Origin of the sequence: Aureimonas sp. AU22 (assembly GCF_001463745.1) — a bacterium.
In the GTDB taxonomy this organism is placed as follows: domain Bacteria; phylum Pseudomonadota; class Alphaproteobacteria; order Rhizobiales; family Rhizobiaceae; genus Aureimonas.
Map to the genome: position 1 here is coordinate 1 of NZ_BBWJ01000043.1, position 16,733 is coordinate 16,733.

Below are 16,733 nucleotides of genomic sequence, written 5' to 3' on the forward strand. Positions count from 1 at the left end.
ACCCCGCCGAGATCGCGATGGTGCTCGACGAGTGCGAGCGCCAGGGCCATTGACGTCGCTTCGCAGAGGTCCGGAAACCGAGCTCTATGGTCCCGTCAAGCGCTTCCTCGAAGAGCTTGGTTTTGCCGTGAAGGGCGAAATCGGGGGCTGCGATCTCCTCGGCGTGCGCGACGGCGAGCCGCCGGTGGTCGTCGTCTGCGAACTGAAGCAGGCGTTCAACCTCGAACTCGTGCTGCAGGGCGTCGACCGGGCCGCGGCCAGCGACGAAGTCTGGCTCGCCGCGCGCCTGTCGATCCGAGGCAAGGGACGCGAAGCCGACGCGCGGTTCCGCAATCTCTGCCGGCGCCTCGGCTTCGGGCTCCTGGGTGTCGGTGCCGACGATCAGGTTCATTGTCTCCTGAGCCCCACCGCGTTGATGCCCCGCCGGGATCCGAGGCGACGCTCGCGCCTTCTCGACGAGCACCGAAGGCGGCAAGGCGATCCCGTGCCGGGTGGGGGCTCCCGCGCGCCGATCATGACGGCCTATCGCCAGCAGGCGCTCGTCTGCGCCCGCGCATTGGCGGCGGGCCCGAGACGACCGCGCGACCTGGCGGCCTCTGTACCGAAGGCCGCGGCCATCCTGCACCGAAATGTCTATGGCTGGTTCGAGCGCACGGCCCACGGCGTCTATGCCCTCACACCAGCCGGCCATGACGCGCTCGCGCGCTGGCCTGTCACCATCGAGACGACATCATAGGAGGCACGCCCGGCGGCGGCGCATCGACCAAGTATCGGAGCGGCTGGCATGTCAGGTTCCGGCGCCGCGCCGATCGACGCAGCGCGAGGATCGTCGCCGAAGGCTGGCGCTGCCCATGCAAACATCGGGCGACCACGCTTGCGCCCGGGCCACCGTCCGCCGCCAACTGCCGCTCGGCCGTGGCCGGTCGTGCAAATCCCAACCCGCTTTCCGGGCGACCTCGACCGTCGGCGACACGCCCACCGTCCACCACCTTTGAACCGGACCACCGAGAGGGCCGGCCACCCTCCAAGCCCATACGATGAAGGCCTATAAATAGGGGGCGAAGCGGGTGGAGCGCGGCCCGCGGGATCGTGCGGCATTCAGGGGGTGTCAGGCGTCGTCCCGGCCGCCGTCCGACGTCCCGTCGGATCGCATGTGCGCCGCCAGCCGAAAGCCCGCTTCCAGCAGCACGGCCTCGATCAGCCGCCGCAGCAGCGACTCGCCGGCATCGTCCGCGAGGTCCCTCGCTTGCATCAGGTTCTCGATGACCTCCGAGAGAAGCCCCGTCGGACCGGAGGCCGCGCCGGTCGAGGCGTCGCCGCTCAGGAGATACCCGGACAGGTGGGTGCAATCACCGGCCCGGTTGAGGAAGCACTGCCCGCTCGCGTGAACCTGCCGCAACCCGTGGATCACGCTGATCACGCGGTAGCTCGCCTGAAACGCTTCCCCGCTCGCAATGGCCTGCGCGCTGCGGCGCGTCAGTTCCGGCAGATCGTCGGGATGGACGGCGTCCAGGAACGTGCGGAGCGGGACACCGGACTGCCCGTGGTTCGGATCCACGTTGAAGTACTCGCAGACCCGTTGGTCGGCGATCACGAGATTGTTGACCTTGTCGGACGTCCAGATGCCGATCAGCTCGTCTGCCGGCCTGAGGTTCTTGACCCTCCTGTCATCCATCCCGTCCTCGCGTCGAAACTACGGCAAGACCGTGAACGGTAGGGCGCTGGCGGGGTACGGCGAGATCCGTCGCAGAATGGGCGGTTCGATCGCACGTGACCGGATGACGCGTCATGCCTCGAGATCGGGTTGGGGACGGGTCGATTTCGACCAGATATCCCGTCGACGAGCACATCGGCCGGCGCCTGACCCGGGAGCGCACCCCGCGCCCGTCAGTCCACAACCGCGGCAACCCAGTCTGCGTACCGCAGCGACGGCATGACATCGCCGAGCTCGCCTTGATCGCTTTTCTGCAAGGGCCGGAGCGTGCTTCCACAAAGCGAGCGGCATGCGGGGCGCTGGCGCGACGCGTGGATGTGATCGATCCGGCTGGCCAGCGACGGCCATCGAGGCTATCTTACCGGTCAAGGCGTGTGCTGCGTGCGCCCTGGGCTTCCCAAAACCGACGGAGAACTGGATCAACCTTTCGCAAGAAGGAACGCGAAGCCATGTCCTCTCCGCCCGTCGTCAAGATCGGCAGCCAGCGTCCGTCCGGCTTCCTGCGCCGCTTCATGGCAAGCGAGGCCGCCGGCGGTCTCGTGCTGATGGCTGCGGCCGCGCTCGCGCTCGGGATCGCGAACTCCCCCGCCGCCTCGCTCTACTTCGAGGCTTTGCATGTCTATGTCGGCGGACTGTCGATCCAGCACTGGATCAACGACGCCCTGATGGCCGTGTTCTTCCTGCTCGTCGGCCTCGAGATCAAGCGCGAGGTCGTGGGCGGGCAGCTGTCGAGCTGGCAGGCGCGGATCCTGCCGGGCCTTGCGGCGCTCGGCGGCATGGCGGCACCCGCCCTGTTCTTCGTCGCCTTCAACACGGGGTCGCCCGAGACGCTGCGGGGCTGGGCGATCCCGGCCGCGACCGACATCGCCTTCGCGCTCGGCGTCCTGTCGCTCCTCGGCAGCCGAGTGCCGATCTCGCTGAAGGTGTTCCTCACCGCGCTCGCCATCATCGACGACCTCGGCGCGGTGCTGATCATCGCCTTCTTCTACACCGCCGATCTCGACGTCGCGGCGCTCGCCGGCGCCGCCGCGGTGGTGGCGATCCTCGTCGGGCTGAACCGGGCGGGCGTGACGCGCCTTCTGCCCTATCTCGTGCTCGGCGCCGCGCTCTGGCTTCTCGTTCTCCTGTCGGGCATCCATGCGACGCTGGCGGGCGTGGTCCTGGCGCTCACCATTCCGCTCGTGGTGGAGACGCCCGGGCTCCAGGAGGAGGAGCCGCCGCTCCTGAAGCTCGAGCACGCCATCCAGCCCTGGGTGGCGTTCGCCATCGTTCCGATCTTCGGCTTTGCCAACGCGGGCGTGTCGTTTGCCGGGTTCACGCCGGCGGCCCTCCTCGATCCGGTTCCGCTCGGCGTCGCCGCCGGGCTGTTCCTCGGCAAGCAGGTCGGCGTGTTCGGGGTCATGGCCCTGGCGATCCGGGCGCGCTGGGCGAGCCTGCCGGAGCGGGCGACCTGGGCGCAGGTCTACGGCGTCTCGCTTCTCTGCGGCATCGGCTTCACCATGAGCCTGTTCATCGGCCTCCTGGCGTTCCCCACGAACCAGCTACTCCAGGACGAGGTGAAGCTTGGGGTCCTGATGGGATCGCTCCTCTCCGGCGTCGCCGGGGCGCTGGTGCTCGGCCTGGCGCCGGGGCGAGGCGCGCGCCCGCAGCCAACTTGAGGAACCGGTTTCGCTCCGACGCCGCCCTGACGCCGAATTGACGCCTTTCCGGGGAGCGGTAAGCTCGCCACGGACCGGTCCGGCATCGTCGGACCGGACTTCAGCGACAGCCAATTCACGTCACCTGACGATCTCGATCGGAGCGAATGGCGAGCGATCATGGGGCAAGACGACTTCGACCAACTCGTCCTGAGCATCTACGACTGCGCCGTCGACCCGACATCCTGGCCATCGGCCCTCACGCGGACCGCCCGCTTCCTCGGAGCGAGGGGCGCCTTCGTCTTCGAGCTTCAGGGCGGCGGCGGGGCGCGTCGCATCGCGGCCCGCTGTTTCAGCGACACCTATGACGGGGCGCTCGTCCAGCAGTATCTGGACCGCCACAACGACCAGGAGCTGATCGATCAGGACATCTTCGCCCGGCACTCGAAGCAGTCGGATGCGATCGAGATGATCCCCGATACGGTGCTCGCGGACACGGAGGCCGAACTGCGCGAGCGAGCCAACGTTCGCGAGATGCAGCAGTATCGCATCGGTCACCGAGCAGGTGCCCTTCTCAACAAGGACCATCTCGACCAGGACCGCTTCGCTCTCCAGTTCTCGACCAGCTGGGAGAGGATCTCGCCCGAGCAGCTTCGGCTGGCATCGCGCGTGATGCCCCATATCGCGAAGTCCCTGAACATCTCCCGCCCGCTGACGAAGCTGGCTGAAACGCATGGGGCCATCGAGCAGTCGCTGGACCTTCTCGCCGTCGGGGTCTGCGTGATCGATTCGCGCGGAATGATCGTCACCGCCAATGCCGAGTTCCGGGCGCAGATGGCGGCTTACGGCATCTTCCGCCTCGACCCGCAGGGACGGCTTGCGATGCGATCGGAGGAATCGATGCGCAGCTTCGCCCGGTTGACGGCGGACGCCAGCGGTCACGGACGCTTCGGCGGCCGGCCGCGCAAGGAGGCGATCGTGGCGACCGTGAACGGGGAGGAGCATACGCTTTGCGTCGAGGTCGCACCCCTGCAGAAGGCCGCCTCGTTCGGCGAGCCCGACCTCGTCGGCCACATCGTCTACAGCATGGACACCGGCAAGGGCTTTGCGATCGACGAGGAGATGGTCGCCCCGCTCTTCGCGCTCACGAAGGCCGAAGCGAGCGTCCTGACGCTCATGGCCGAGGGGCTGACCAACCCGCAGATATCGGACATGCGGGAGCGATCGCTGGAAACGATCAATTCGCAGGTCAAGGCGGTCCTGGAAAAGACCGGCTCGGCCAACCGCACGCAGGCCATCCGCCTCGCGGTCAACGTGTCGTCCTCGTTTCTGATGTCGAAGCCCCGGACGGCGCCGAAGGAAGGCGTTCCGCCTCGAGAGTGAAGCAGATCATCCTGCGCCCGGTGCCGCGACGACGCTTCGAATTTCCAACGGCATCAGCGGGATGCGCTCAAGGTCGTCGCTGAAGCCTCGTTCGGCCGACCGAACGCCGTTCCGTCGCGCATCGGCCCTTCACCCCGAACGCTGACGGCGGCCCCGTGCGGCCGATCGACGACCCATCCCTTCAGGACCGGCACGAGGAACGCGAGGCCGACCAGCGCCAGCGAGATCGCCGAGGCGCGGGTAACGAGGCGCAGACGTCGTTCGTCGAGACGTTCGTGGCTCAGGAGGCGAACGGCGATGACCACGGTGCTCCACCAGGCGAACGATCCGGCGGCGACGCCGAAGACGACGAAGAACGGGATCCCGACCCCCGGCGTTCGCCCGAGGAGGCCGTCGAAGGAGGGAATGACGGCCACGAAGAAGAAGACCGTCATCGGGTTCGTCGAGCCGAGGAGCAGGGCCGAAGCGTAGGATTTGCCCAAGCGCCGCGCCAACCGGCCGGAGAGCGCCATCTGGTCCTTCTCCAAGCGCTGCGTCGACGTCAGAGCGCGAAAGGCGAACACGAACAGAAGGCATGCGGACGCGATCGTGAAGACGTCCGAGTTGGCTCCGACGAAGCTGGCGATCTCGCTCGAGCCGCGCACCGCGAGTGTCGCGTAGGCCGCATGCACGGTGGCGATGCCGAGCCCCGACGCCAGACCGACCGCAAGCCCGCCGGCGAGGCAGCGGTGGACGCAGAGCAAAAAGGAGGGCCCCACCGGGACCGCGATCGAGAGGCCGATCAAGACGCCCGAGAACAGGTCGGCTGCAGTCTCGCTTGCATGCATGGGCAGCCCCTGGAACCGGTCTCGTGCCGTCCGCGCCATCGAAGCGTCGGCGCTCGCAGGCCGACCATTTCTCCGGCCGATCGCCGCGTCATCACGCGATCGGGGGATGCGCCGCCTGATCCGCTCCTCGCCGGCACCGTTCGCGGCCGCGGTCCGTCGCCCCCGGCTCGAGGGTGCGCCGCAGGGCGCTCCCGTCCCCCGAACTGGTGATGCCGATCGCCTTGCGACGTTCCAGACTCCCCGCCGACATCCGCAACGATGGACCTCCACGCCCTTTCGGGTTCACGAGGGCCGCTGACCAGGGTTCGAGGAGGACCAATCCATGCTTTTCACGCTCGGTCACGGACAGCACGTCATCGTCGAGCCTTCGCCGCCCGCCAACGCGGCGAGGTCTTTGCGCAAGCCGGCGGAGGTCGTGCCGCTGGGCGCCGTCGTCGACGAGGGGGACGAAACGATGGCGCCAGGGGAGACGAACCGGGCCCGCGCCCTCCGCGCCAAGCCCGCCGCACCGCTCGGCGGCCCGTTCGCCTACTATTTCGCGCAAGCGCCGGATGCGCCCGACCTTCCGGACATGGCGGCGAAGCTCGATGCGCTGGCGGAGGCCATGGTGGAGGCGGACGGCGATCCGGACGCACAGAACTCCGATATTCCGCCGATCTTCACCTATTTCGGTCAGTTCATCGATCACGACATCACCGCGAACACGGACCGCGACGGCGCGATCTCGATCATCGAGGGAGCGCAACTGGCGCCGCTCCCTCGATCCACGGTCACGAGCGGCCTTCTCAACTTGCGGAACGGGGCACTGGAGCTGGACAGCCTCTACGGCGACGGGCCGGACCAGGGACCGTTCTCGAGGAAGCTCGCTCGGCTGATGCGGCACCCGACGCTCAAGGACAAGATGCGGATCGGCCTCCCATCGAAACCGGACGGCAACCGGCCGCCGCTACCGGCCGACCCGGCGGCCGACCTCCTGCGCTTCGGTCGTCTCATCGGCATCGACGCGTCCGATCACGTCACGCCTGAGGACCTCCAGGCGCTCGATCCCGCGTTGCGCGCAAGCTTCGTGGGGGCCGACGGAAAGCCGATCGTGCAGAAGGCGATCATCGGCGATGCGAGGAACGACGAGAACCTCATCGTCGCGCAGCTTCAATGCGCCTGGCTGCGCTTCCACAACCGGATGGTGGATCGCTCGCACGAGACCGGCAGCGGTTTCCACGACGGCGACCGGTTCGAATGGGCGCGGCAGCGCGTCCGCTGGCACTACCAGTGGCTGGTGGTCAACGCCTACCTGCCGACGGTCTGCGATCCCGCCATCCTCTCGCGCGTGAAGACCGCGAACGCGCCGCTCTATGCCGCGTTCTTCGCGGCCCACGGCTCGGGCGACGCCAGACGGATGCCCCTGCCGCTGGAGTTCTCGGTCGCGGGGTTCCGGTTCGGCCATTCGATGGTGCGCGGCGCCTACGATCACAACCGGTTCTTCGGACGCGCCGAGGGCGGCTCGACGCCGTTCATCGACCGGGCGCCCTTCGACCTCCTGTTCGCCTTCACGGGCAACGGCCATCCGCCGATGCCCTCGCCGCAAGGGGTGCAGGAGACGCTTCCGACGAACTGGATCATCGAATGGGACCGGTTCGTCGCCGTCGACCCGGCCTTCCCGGATCGCAGCGCGAGACGGATCGACACGCGCCTCGCGCGCCCCTTGAGCGTTCTGAAGAACGAGGCCGAAGGCGTCTTCAAGCATCTCGCCAAACGCAACCTGCGTCGGGGCCATCGGCTCAATCTTCCCTCGGCGCAGGACTGCATCGCCGGCATCAACGCCATGCGACCCTACGGCGACAGCGCCCTCTTCGCGCTCGACGAGGCGACCCTGTCGTCCGGCCGGACCGGCGACGCCGTGCGGGCCGGGGGCTTCGAGAAGCGCACGCCGCTCTGGTTCTACGTGCTCAAGGAAGCGGAGGAATCGGCCGGCGGCGCGCATCTCGGGGCCCTCGGCAGCACGCTCGTCGCCGAAACCCTGATCGGGCTGATTGCGAACGATCCGACATCCTACTGGAACCAGGCGGGATCGGATCACGGCCGCTGGCATCCCCGGGATGCCAGCGGCCCGGGGCACCCGCCCGTCGACAGCCTGGCGGCGATGCTTTCCGTGGCGGGGCTTCTCGGCTGACGCCCCGCCACCGGGCGTGTCTGGCGACCTCCCACGCCGGACACGTCATTTCGGATGCGCACTTCGGCAGTCGATGCTAGCCTGCCCGAAGAAAGCAGTCGCATTGCATGCATCAAGGTCCGGTTCTCGGGGGAATCGATGTTGCGCAACGGGCTTGTTCGTCTTTCCATCTCTTGTGCCGCGCTTCTCCTGTGCGTGGGGTTGCTCGACACGAGCCGCGACGTCGGCGCGGCGGAGACCGATACGGTCTGCAGCGGCAGCACCGTTTGCCTCGACCAGGGGTGGACGCTCGAGCAGCGGCAATGGTGGTATTCCGTGTCGCAAGGATCGCGGCTTCTGCCGTTGAGCTGGATGCGCGCGCTCGAAACGGCGGAAGCGGTCGGTGCTCCCGGCGAAGCGCCGCAGAAGTTCCTCGATCCGGCGCACATCGCCAGGCTCGGATATCTCGCCAATCCCGTCTCGCCCGCCAATCCCGAGGGCCTGCCGCTCGGCTTTGCCGTGGATCAGGACACGAGCCGCAGCGCCGACATCATGTGCGATACGTTCCCGGCGGCATGCGACGGGCTGGTGATGCGCCAGAAGTGGGTCGGGCTGAACTGCGCCGCCTGCCACACCAGCGAGATCGAACTCGGCGACCGCCGCCTGCGCATCGAAGGCGCGCCGGCCATGGCCGACTTCCAGGCCTTCGAGGAGGAGATCGCGGCCGCGCTCCGGCTGACGCTGGCCGACCGGTCGCGCTTCGACCGCTTCGCGCGCGAGGTGCTCGGCGACACGATGTCGATCGAAGGCCGGCAGGCGCTGGAAGCGCAGGTCTCCGAACAGCTGGGCTGGCAGCAGGCGCTTCTCGACAAGAACGCCACCCCGCTGCGCTACGGTCACGGCCGGCTCGACGCGCAGGGCCATATCCTCAACAAGGTCGCGATGACGACGGGGGTGGCGGATCAGCCAAGAACCATCGCGGCCGATGCGCCGGCCAGCTACCCCTTCATCTGGAACACCTCGCAGCAGGGCAAGATCCAGTGGAACGGGATCGCCAACAACATCTTCAAGATCGACCTGTTCGGCTTCGAGACCGACATCGGCGCGCTCATCCGCAACACGTCCGAAGTGGTCGGCGTCTTCGCGCATATCGACACCCGTCGCGGCAAGGCGACGCGTGGCTACGCGTCCAGCCTGCGCCTGCCGGCCATGGTGGCTCTGGAGCGCCAGCTTTCGGTCCTCCAGTCGCCGCGCTGGCCCGAGGAACTCCTCGGGCGGATCGACTACGACCGGGCGACGAAGGGCAAGGCCGTGTTCGACCGGATGGCTTGCGCCTCGTGCCATCAGCCCTTGGCGCCGGACGACACCCGAAGCCCGCTCAAGGAGGTGATGACGCCGCTCGCGGAGGCCGGAACCGACATCTTCCTCGCTTGCAACACGTTCCTGCATCGCTCGAAGGCCGGCAACTTCGCCGGGCAGAAGATCTTCGGCGTCGCCGGTGATCGCATCGCGGACACCGACTTCACGCGGACCATGCTCGTCAACACGGCGGTCGGAGCGGTCGCCGGACAGTTCGACGACCTCCTGCTCAGCCTCTTCACCGACGTCGCGCCGAACGGCCGGCCGTCCGCGTCGCCCTCCCTCGATCGGCGTGATTTCCTGCCGGGCGTCGACGATCCCGCCAAGAAGGCGCGCGCCCGCGTCTGCCTGACGAACTCCGACGAACTCCTCGCCTACAAGGCGCGCTCGCTCAACGGGATCTGGGCCACCGCCCCCTATCTGCACAACGGGTCCGTGCCGACGCTCTACGACCTGTTCCTGCCGGCCGGCGTCCAACTCGTGGGCCCGAGCGAGGCGGACCGAGCGGAGGGCGCGGCCGCGACCGCGGGCGAGGTCGGGCCGCACCGGCCGGAGGTCTTCGGCGTGGGCGGTCGGACGTTCGATCCCATGAAGGTCGGCTTCCGCAGCGATCCCGCACTCAGCCCTTCGGTGTTCCGGGTGCGCGATCCCGCCACCGGCGCGCCCATTCCCGGCAACTACAATTCCGGACATGACTACGGAAACGCCGCCCTGTCGGATGCCGAACGCCACGATCTCGTCGAGTACCTGAAGACGTTGTGAGGGAGGGCCGGGATGGGAGAGGGGAGCGTCGCGGAAAGGTCGAGGATCGGACCGGAAGCGTCGCACCGCCCTGTCGGCCGGTTCGGCATCCCGGCTCCCGCCGCCCTCGCGCGTGTCGGCGCCATCGCGCTTGCCGTGATCGTCTCCACCTCGGCCGGCGCCCAGGAAAGCGGGATCGTCGACGCCTTGCGGAACGGGACGATCCCCGGTGGTTCGATGCTCGCACTGCCGTCGCCGGCGGCGAGCGGCGAGCATCCTGGGCCGCCCGGCAGCGGCTTATCCGGCGCCGGGGCGGGGCGGGACGGCGGCATCCTCGCCATCACCGACGCACAGGAGCGCAACATCGTTGATCGCGCCTTTCCGCTGCTGGCCAGCAAATGGCCGTTCAACGTCGTCTATGTCTGCTGGGAGCGGCCGGAGGCCGGTGACCATGGCAAGCGCATGCTCGTGCGCCAGGCCGTCCAGGAGACCTGGGAGGCCAACTCGGGCCTTCGTTTCCGCGGATGGAACACCTGCTCGGCGAACTCGAAGGGCGTGCGCATCCGCGTTGCGGACGAAGGGCCGAACGTCAAGCTGCTCGGCAAGTTCGTGGACGGGGTGCCGGACGGCATGGTCCTGAACTTCGCCTTCCGCAACTGGAGCCCGGAGTGCCAGGCGATGAGCGACTACTGCATTCGCACGATCGCGGTGCACGAGTTCGGACATGCGATCGGCTTCGCGCACGAGCAGAACAGGCCCGATACGCCCGGCGAATGCGCGGAGCCCGCACAAGGCGCGTCCGGGGACACGACCACGCTGACGCCGTGGGATCCGCACTCGGTCATGAACTACTGCAATCCCGCCTACAACAACGACGGCGTCCTCAGCGACTTCGACGTCACGGCCGTCCAATATGTCTACGGAGCACCGTGATGCCTGGGAGATGGTCTGGGAAGTTCTCGTCGAAGGACCGGCATGCCGGCGGCTGGCGGCCCATTGTCGCGATCGCCCTCTTGTCCATCGCGATGGCGGGCGGCGAAGCGGCGGCCCAGTCGCCCCATGAAGCGATGCGACGCAGCCTCGTCGCCCTCGTAGCGGACGGGATCGGGGGGGAGGGCGGCGCCTTCACCGGCCAGACCGTCGAGGAGCGGGCGACCGGGGTTCTGATCTCCACCGACGGTCTGATCCTGACCACCTATCACCTGATCGGCGGCCTCCTGGAGCGATCGGTGGACGGCCAGACCGTCGCGATCAGCGCCAATATCGGCGAGAAGTCGGCCACCCCCCGGTTCACCAACGTCACCATCATGAACTCCATGCCGCTCCTCGATCTGCTTCTCCTGAAGATCCCGCCGGCTGCCGATCCGTTCCATGCCGCGACGATCGGGACCGCCGACGCGCTGACCACCAGCGATCCCCTCTTCACCTCCGGCTTTCCGGAGGCCGCGAACTACACGGTCGAGGAAGGTCACCTGAACAGCAAGGATGGTCCGAGGGGCTACCTGTGGACGGTGGATATGCCCTTCGCCAGCGGCCAGAGCGGAAGCCCGATCTACGACAAGGACGGCACGGTCGTCGGGATCGCGAAGGGAAACGACGACCGCGCCCCGCATCAGAACTACATGATCCCGATCCAGTTCGCCGATCCCCTGATCGCCCACCTGAAACTCGCGGCGGTCGAGGGTCGGCTGGCGAAGCTGGCGCGCGATATCGACCCGTTGCGCCGCCATTTCGAGTGGACCGGCCGATATTCCGAGGACGGGCGGGAGGTTCTCCTCGGATACACCAAGCTGATGGCAAGCGATCTGCAGGTGCGCAAACTTGCCTACAACGTCTACCTGGAGGCCGACAACTTCGACCGGTGGAAGGCATTCCCGGGCCTCAAGGAGATCGACGTCGAGCCGACGGGGCCCGCCGAAGGCACCATCCTGATGGAGGACGTGGCCCAGGCGATCGACAGCTTCGAAAGCTTCATCCGTTACAAGCCGATCAAGGAGATCCGCATCGTCTTCGTGCCGACCCTGAGCAGCGGCCAAACTCTTCCGCCTCAGACGGTCTACGTCGAGCCGCGCGGTCGGTCGTCGTGATGGGCCTGCGAGCTCGCATGGGCCTGGACCCGATGCGAATGCCGCGTTTCCGGGCGATCGGGATCGCCGTGGCCATAGCTGTGCTCGCGCCTGCGCCTTCCGATGCGCGGGCCGCCGGCCTCGATCTCGACCATACCGGCCGGCGTCTCGAACTCGAGGGTGTTCCCTCATTCATGGCGAGCATGGGGGACGAGCGCTTCGTATTCGGGTTTCCCGAGGATGATGCCACGCGGCTGTCCGTGATCGATCTCGGAGCGGATCCACCAGCGGAAGTCGCGCGGTCGAGCCTGCGGTTTCCGGTCCTCGATGGACAGGTGGACTTCTCCGGCCAACGGCTCGTGGCCGTCGGCAATGCGGACGGCCGGTCGTGGATCGCGTCGCTCGATCCGACGTCGGCCGGCGGGGGCGTGGAACAGCGGTTGCCGATGACGCTCGCCAATCCGCTGGTCGCCGTCGATGCCGCGGGCGTTGCGCGGGTGGCGGACGCGGGCCTCGGCCGGGTCTTCACGCTGGACGGCGATCTCTTCCGGGACGCTCGCGGCGAGGCCCGCGTCGCGCGGACCCAATTCTTCGACAGCGCCGGGGGCGTCGGGAGCCTGCACGTCACGGCGGACGGGCAGTTCACCTTTGTCGGGGACCATGCCAGCACGCGCCTTTCGATCCTCGACGCCTCGGGCCGTGTTCTCGATACGTTGGGAAAGCCCGCAACCTCGAACCGGGGCCGCGTCGCGGGACAGGCCACGGTGAGTTTTCACGACGGGAGCCAGGGCGTGTCCGCTCCGGCCTCGTTGCTCATGGCGGACTATGCCAGCGAGACGTTGCGGGTCATCGACTTCGAACCCGTCCTTGGCGCCCTGTCGGTGACGGCAACGGCACCGATCGGCCTGCCCATCCAGCCCGGCTCGGTCGTGGCGACCGATCCGGTCGGTGCGACACCTTTGTCCCCGATCCTTCTGGGCGCCAGCGCAGACGAGGGCACGATCGCGGTCGGCAACCTCTTCTCGACCGCGGTCCTGTTTTTCTCCCGGACCGGAAGCGTCCTGGAACGCATCGGATCGGCGACGACGCCGCGACCGCCAGCCTGGATTCTGGTTTCCCGTACCGGCAAGACCATCGTCGTCTCGTATCCCGATGCGTCCTTCGTCACGATCTTCAGTCTCTCAGGACCGGAGACGACGGCCGAGGGAGGCTCCCGCCTTGTGCCCGGCGGAAGCCGCGCGGTGCGGGACATCCAGAAAGCGCTCGATGAACTCGGATACCCGATCGGCGTCGTCGACGGCTATGCCGGTCCCCGGACGATGCAATCCCTGGATGCCCTGCGGAAAAAGACCGGCCGCGGCATCGACCTCGCAAAGCCGGCCGAGGCCCTGGAAACGCTTCGCTCCCTCCGGATATCCCCCCGAGAACGCTGAGCGGATCGCCGTCGCCATCGCTGCGCAGCGCGAGGGGGCATCGATTTCGGTTGCATCGGTCCCCTCGCGCGCGACGCGGGCTGACGGACGTGGAGGTGTCTTCCCGCAGGATCTGGAAACACCCGCCCGATCGCCTCCTCGCCGACTGCGTCGCTTCGATCGCTCGCGGCCCGCATGTTTCTTCGCAGGATGCCCTGATTTGAAAGGCGCCGCCTCGCGGACGTCGGACGCAAACTCGTCCTGTTCGTTGAAGGGCAGTCGTGGACCGTCCGCCTGCGCTGGTGAGATCGGAGAGCGGCTGTCCGCTTCAGGGGCGGTGGGCCACGGCAGACGCCCGTCGTCCCGACGAAACCCTTCACCCTGTTCCATGGGCTGAAGGTCCCCGTCAGGCAGCCCAGGAAGGGTTGGCTTTGGCTGAACGATGGGTCCTGCGTTCGGCTTCGACCCGAGTGAGCGAACCACGTGTGGTCCTACGACTTCGTCGAACACCGCACCCCAGGATGGGCGCAAGTTCCGCATGTCTGGCGACAAACGCTGCGCGTTTGCGCCGATGTCATCGATGTCCTGTCCGACCTTTTCATCCTGCGCGGTGTGCCGGGTCATCTTCGTTCGGCCAACGGCCCCGAGTTCGGGGGCAAGGCGGTGCTCGAGTGGATTCCCGAAGTCGGCGTCAGAACGGCGTTCATCGAGCCGGGCTCCCCTTGGGAGAACTGCTATTGCGAGAGCTTCAACTCTAAGCTTCTGAACGGCGAGATCTTCAATAGCCTCGCCGAGGCCACGATCCTCATCGAGAGATGGCGCCAGCACGACAACACCAAGCAACCCCGCTAGAGTCTGGGCTACCGTCCGCCGGCACCTGCCGCCGTGCCATGGCCGGCTGCGCCACCCCGACCCGCTTTGCCGGCCACCTTGACCGTGACCAGCAAGCCCACCGCGAATTTGTTTTGGACCGGGCCATCTATTGGGGGCAGTCCAACCTGTCATCTGCCGGATTGCCTTCTGAAGCTTCGGCTGACCAAAGGACTCCGTGACCCGTAGCGCTCGGCAAGGCGACGATCGCGGTGCTTCGCCGCTGACCGCCCTTGCTTAGGCGAGGCAGATCGGCGGGCGGCGAAGGTCCCAGTGCGTGGCGTCTTCCAGAGCCTGCGCGAGCGAGAGTAGGATCGCCTCGTCCCCATGCCGCCCGATCATATGAATGCCGATGGGCAGCGGCCCGGCCTCGGCCGCGCCCGGCACCGAAATCGCCGGCAGGCCGGAGATGTTGCAGGCGAAGAGGTAGCCGCCCTCGGCCCAAAGGTCGAGGTATCGGTCGAGATCCGGATTCTCCATCGACCAGAAGCCGATCGGGCGCGGCGGCTCGGTCAGTGTCGGGGTCAGGAACACGTCGAAGGCATCGAGTTCGCGCTCAATCTCCTGGCCTGCCTTCCGGACGGCGGCGACGTGATCCGCGTAGTCGACGGCCGAGAGCGCCCGCCCGCGCTCGACGAGGGCCGCATTGACGGGAGCGAGTTCGGAGAGATCGACGGGGTGTCCGACCAGCGGCTCCCAGCGGCGAAAGTCCGCCGCCGTCTCGACGGCGGTGATGCGGGTGTAGTTCCTCCAGGCGTTTCGGAGATCTGTCTCAAGATCGTGCTCGACGAGATCATGTCCCATGGATGCGAGAAGCGACGTTGTCGCATCGAGGTCGGCAAGAACGGTCGGAGAGACCGGCCCTCCCCAGGGCGCGGTGCGCGTGAAGCCCACTCTCAGCCGCTCCGGCGGGCGGTCGAGGGCGGAGAGCCAACTCCGTTCGGGCCGGGCGAGGCGATAGGGATCGCCCGGCGCATCGCCGACTACCGCGTCGAGATAGGCGGCGGTGTCGCGAACCGTGCGCGTGACGCAGAAGGTCGCGATGCTGCCGAACCAGAGGTCCGGCACCTGCGGCCCATAGGTGATCCGCCCGCGCGAGGGCTTCAGGCCGACGAGGCCGCAGCAGGAGGCCGGCCCGCGGATCGAGCCGCCTCCGTCGGAGGCCTCGGCGATCGGCAGCATGCGGGCTGCGACGGCCGCCGCCGCGCCGCCGCTCGATCCGCCGGCCGTGCGCGACGGGTCGTATGGGTTGCGCGTCGGACCATAGAGCCGCGGCTCGGTGCCAAGCGACCAGCCGCCCTCCGGCGTGTTGGTGCGCCCGAGAAGAAGGAAGCCGGCCTGCCGGATGCGTCGCGACAGCTCGGTATCCTCGGGGCACACAAAGTCGGCGAGGTAGCGGTAGCCGTTGGTGAGCGGCGTTCCCTTCCACATCGAGCCGATGTTCTTGAGAAGGAAGGGCACGCCCGCGAAAGGACCCTCGGCAGGCACGTCTGCGGCGGCGCGGGCGAGATCGAAGAGGCGGAGCGGGGCGGGAACCGCGTTCAAATCCCCATCCAGTGTCTCGATCGCCGCGATCGCGGTGTCTACGAGCTCGCGTTGCGAGACCTCGCCCCGGCGGACGAGGGACGCGAGGCCGAGAGCGTCGCTTTCGGCGTAGAGGCGGGTCAAATCCGGCGTGACCATGTCGATCTCCTGCGGCCGTGCCGTTTCCTGGTTCGTCAGCCCCTGTCACGCAGCGGCTTCACGGTCTCGACGAGTCTGCGCACGCGGGACGTCTCGACCGCGTTCCACCAGACCCCGCCTTCCTTCAGGCTGGAGCCGACGATGGCGCCGTCCAGCCGGCCGAGGATCTCCGGAGCGTTGTCCACAGTCACACCGCTTCCCGCGATCAGGGGGAGGCGGGTGCCGCCGCGAACGGCGGCGATCTCGCTCTCGGGAACCGCGTCGCCCGTCCGGTTGCCGGTGGCGATCGCGACGTCGGCATCGGCGAACTCGACATCCGAGGCCTGTTCGCTGACCGGTCGGTCCCCGACGATGGCGTGCGAGCCGTGCTTGACGTGGACGTCGGCGAAGATCGCGACCCCTTCAGCATCGATCTGGCGGCGGAAGCGCAGGGCGCGCGCGCTCTCGCCGTCGATCACGCCTTCGTTGGCGACGTAGGCGTTGACCCACTGGTTGACGCGGATGAAGCGGGCGCCGGAGGCTTTCGCGACGGCAAGGCCCGCCACCGCGCCGTTGGCGAGGACGTTGATGCCCATCGGCAGACCGCAGGCTTCGCGCACGGCTGCGGCGACCACCGCCATCGCGGCGACGATCTCCGGCCCAATGTCGGCCGGCTTCAGGAAGGGAACGTCGCCGTGGTTTTCGACAATCACGCCGTCCATCCCGCCTTGGGCGAAGGCCTGCGCGTCGCGGCAGGCCCGCTCGATAATGGCGGCCATGCTTTCACCGCGCGAGCGCGGCGTGCCGGGCAGCGGCGGCAGGTGGATATCCCCGATGAGAGGCTTCCTGACAGGAAAGATCGTGTCGAGGGCGGAGGGGCGGATCGAAGAGATCGACATCAGGTTTCCGTTTG

General features: G+C 67.9%; 12 protein-coding genes and 1 pseudogene. 9 read left to right on the top strand and 4 right to left on the bottom strand.

Features of this window, described 5'->3' with window-relative positions; translation table 11 throughout:
- Nucleotides 1-49 precede the first annotated feature (49 nt).
- A complete protein-coding gene (locus AUL34_RS14610) occupies nucleotides 50-736 on the top strand; it encodes a DUF2161 family putative PD-(D/E)XK-type phosphodiesterase (RefSeq protein ID WP_082653401.1) in 687 nt (228 codons plus the stop codon).
- Nucleotides 737-1,108: 372 nt separating this feature from the next.
- Here AUL34_RS14610 and AUL34_RS14615 read toward each other — a convergent pair whose 3' ends face one another.
- Complete coding sequence (locus AUL34_RS14615; protein WP_061935064.1) at nucleotides 1,109-1,675, bottom strand: PAS domain-containing protein; 567 nt, start codon at nucleotides 1,673-1,675, stop codon at nucleotides 1,109-1,111.
- Between the two features lie 488 nt (nucleotides 1,676-2,163).
- On the opposite strand from AUL34_RS14615, the gene nhaA reads away from it, so the two are divergent.
- Together nhaA and AUL34_RS14625 are read left to right on the top strand one after the other, a co-directional pair.
- A complete protein-coding gene (gene nhaA / locus AUL34_RS14620) occupies nucleotides 2,164-3,372 on the top strand; it encodes a Na+/H+ antiporter NhaA (RefSeq protein ID WP_061935066.1) in 1,209 nt (402 codons plus the stop codon).
- Between the two features lie 159 nt (nucleotides 3,373-3,531).
- The gene (locus AUL34_RS14625; protein WP_061935069.1) at nucleotides 3,532-4,734 is read left to right on the top strand and encodes a helix-turn-helix transcriptional regulator; all 1,203 of its coding nucleotides are present in this window, start codon (nucleotides 3,532-3,534) and stop codon (nucleotides 4,732-4,734) included.
- A gap of 53 nt (nucleotides 4,735-4,787) precedes the next feature.
- On the opposite strand, the gene AUL34_RS14630 is transcribed toward AUL34_RS14625, so the two are convergent.
- On the bottom strand, nucleotides 4,788-5,561 hold the full coding sequence (locus AUL34_RS14630) for a LysE family translocator (RefSeq protein WP_061935071.1): 774 nt from the start codon (nucleotides 5,559-5,561) through the stop codon (nucleotides 4,788-4,790).
- A gap of 322 nt (nucleotides 5,562-5,883) precedes the next feature.
- Between AUL34_RS14630 and AUL34_RS14635 the strand changes: the two genes are divergently transcribed.
- From AUL34_RS14635 to AUL34_RS14660, 6 genes and pseudogenes are all read left to right on the top strand, one after another.
- On the top strand, nucleotides 5,884-7,731 hold the full coding sequence (locus tag AUL34_RS14635) for a heme peroxidase family protein (protein WP_061935073.1): 1,848 nt from the start codon (nucleotides 5,884-5,886) through the stop codon (nucleotides 7,729-7,731).
- A 138-nt stretch (nucleotides 7,732-7,869) separates the two neighbouring features.
- Nucleotides 7,870-9,831, top strand: a complete 1,962-nt coding sequence (locus tag AUL34_RS14640) for a di-heme-cytochrome C peroxidase (RefSeq protein WP_082653417.1) — start codon at nucleotides 7,870-7,872, stop codon at nucleotides 9,829-9,831.
- 12 nt (nucleotides 9,832-9,843) lie between these two features.
- A complete protein-coding gene (locus AUL34_RS14645) occupies nucleotides 9,844-10,743 on the top strand; it encodes a M57 family metalloprotease (RefSeq protein WP_061935076.1) in 900 nt (299 codons plus the stop codon).
- Nucleotides 10,743-11,897, top strand: coding sequence for a serine protease (locus tag AUL34_RS14650; protein WP_061935078.1), 1,155 nt, complete (start codon nucleotides 10,743-10,745; stop codon nucleotides 11,895-11,897). Before AUL34_RS14645 ends, AUL34_RS14650 begins: the two co-directional genes overlap by 1 nt.
- 38 nt (nucleotides 11,898-11,935) lie before the next feature.
- Complete coding sequence (locus AUL34_RS14655; protein WP_156420944.1) at nucleotides 11,936-13,309, top strand: hypothetical protein; 1,374 nt, start codon at nucleotides 11,936-11,938, stop codon at nucleotides 13,307-13,309.
- Nucleotides 13,310-13,678: 369 nt separating this feature from the next.
- A pseudogene (locus AUL34_RS14660) lies at nucleotides 13,679-14,347 on the top strand (integrase core domain-containing protein); the annotation flags it as partial.
- Between the two features lie 48 nt (nucleotides 14,348-14,395).
- Here AUL34_RS14660 and AUL34_RS14665 read toward each other — a convergent pair.
- Entirely contained in the window at nucleotides 14,396-15,841 is a 1,446-nt protein-coding gene (locus AUL34_RS14665; protein WP_061935084.1) for an amidase, read from the bottom strand.
- Between the two features lie 35 nt (nucleotides 15,842-15,876).
- Nucleotides 15,877-16,719 (bottom strand): BtpA/SgcQ family protein, encoded by an 843-nt coding sequence (locus AUL34_RS14670; protein ID WP_061935086.1) that lies wholly within the window; start codon nucleotides 16,717-16,719, stop codon nucleotides 15,877-15,879.
- Nucleotides 16,720-16,733 lie beyond the last annotated feature (14 nt).

Coding starts and splice junctions, on each gene's coding strand:
- AUL34_RS14645 (WP_061935076.1), top strand. CDS start 9,844: ATGGGAGAGGGGAGCGTCGCGGAAAGGTCGAGGATCGGACCGGAAGCG.
- AUL34_RS14635 (WP_061935073.1), top strand. CDS start 5,884: ATGCTTTTCACGCTCGGTCACGGACAGCACGTCATCGTCGAGCCTTCG.
- AUL34_RS14615 (WP_061935064.1), bottom strand. CDS start 1,675: ATGGATGACAGGAGGGTCAAGAACCTCAGGCCGGCAGACGAGCTGATC.
- nhaA (WP_061935066.1), top strand. CDS start 2,164: ATGTCCTCTCCGCCCGTCGTCAAGATCGGCAGCCAGCGTCCGTCCGGC.
- AUL34_RS14670 (WP_061935086.1), bottom strand. CDS start 16,719: ATGTCGATCTCTTCGATCCGCCCCTCCGCCCTCGACACGATCTTTCCT.
- AUL34_RS14665 (WP_061935084.1), bottom strand. CDS start 15,841: ATGGTCACGCCGGATTTGACCCGCCTCTACGCCGAAAGCGACGCTCTC.
- AUL34_RS14630 (WP_061935071.1), bottom strand. CDS start 5,561: ATGCATGCAAGCGAGACTGCAGCCGACCTGTTCTCGGGCGTCTTGATC.
- AUL34_RS14625 (WP_061935069.1), top strand. CDS start 3,532: ATGGGGCAAGACGACTTCGACCAACTCGTCCTGAGCATCTACGACTGC.
- AUL34_RS14655 (WP_156420944.1), top strand. CDS start 11,936: ATGCCGCGTTTCCGGGCGATCGGGATCGCCGTGGCCATAGCTGTGCTC.
- AUL34_RS14650 (WP_061935078.1), top strand. CDS start 10,743: ATGCCTGGGAGATGGTCTGGGAAGTTCTCGTCGAAGGACCGGCATGCC.
- AUL34_RS14640 (WP_082653417.1), top strand. CDS start 7,870: ATGTTGCGCAACGGGCTTGTTCGTCTTTCCATCTCTTGTGCCGCGCTT.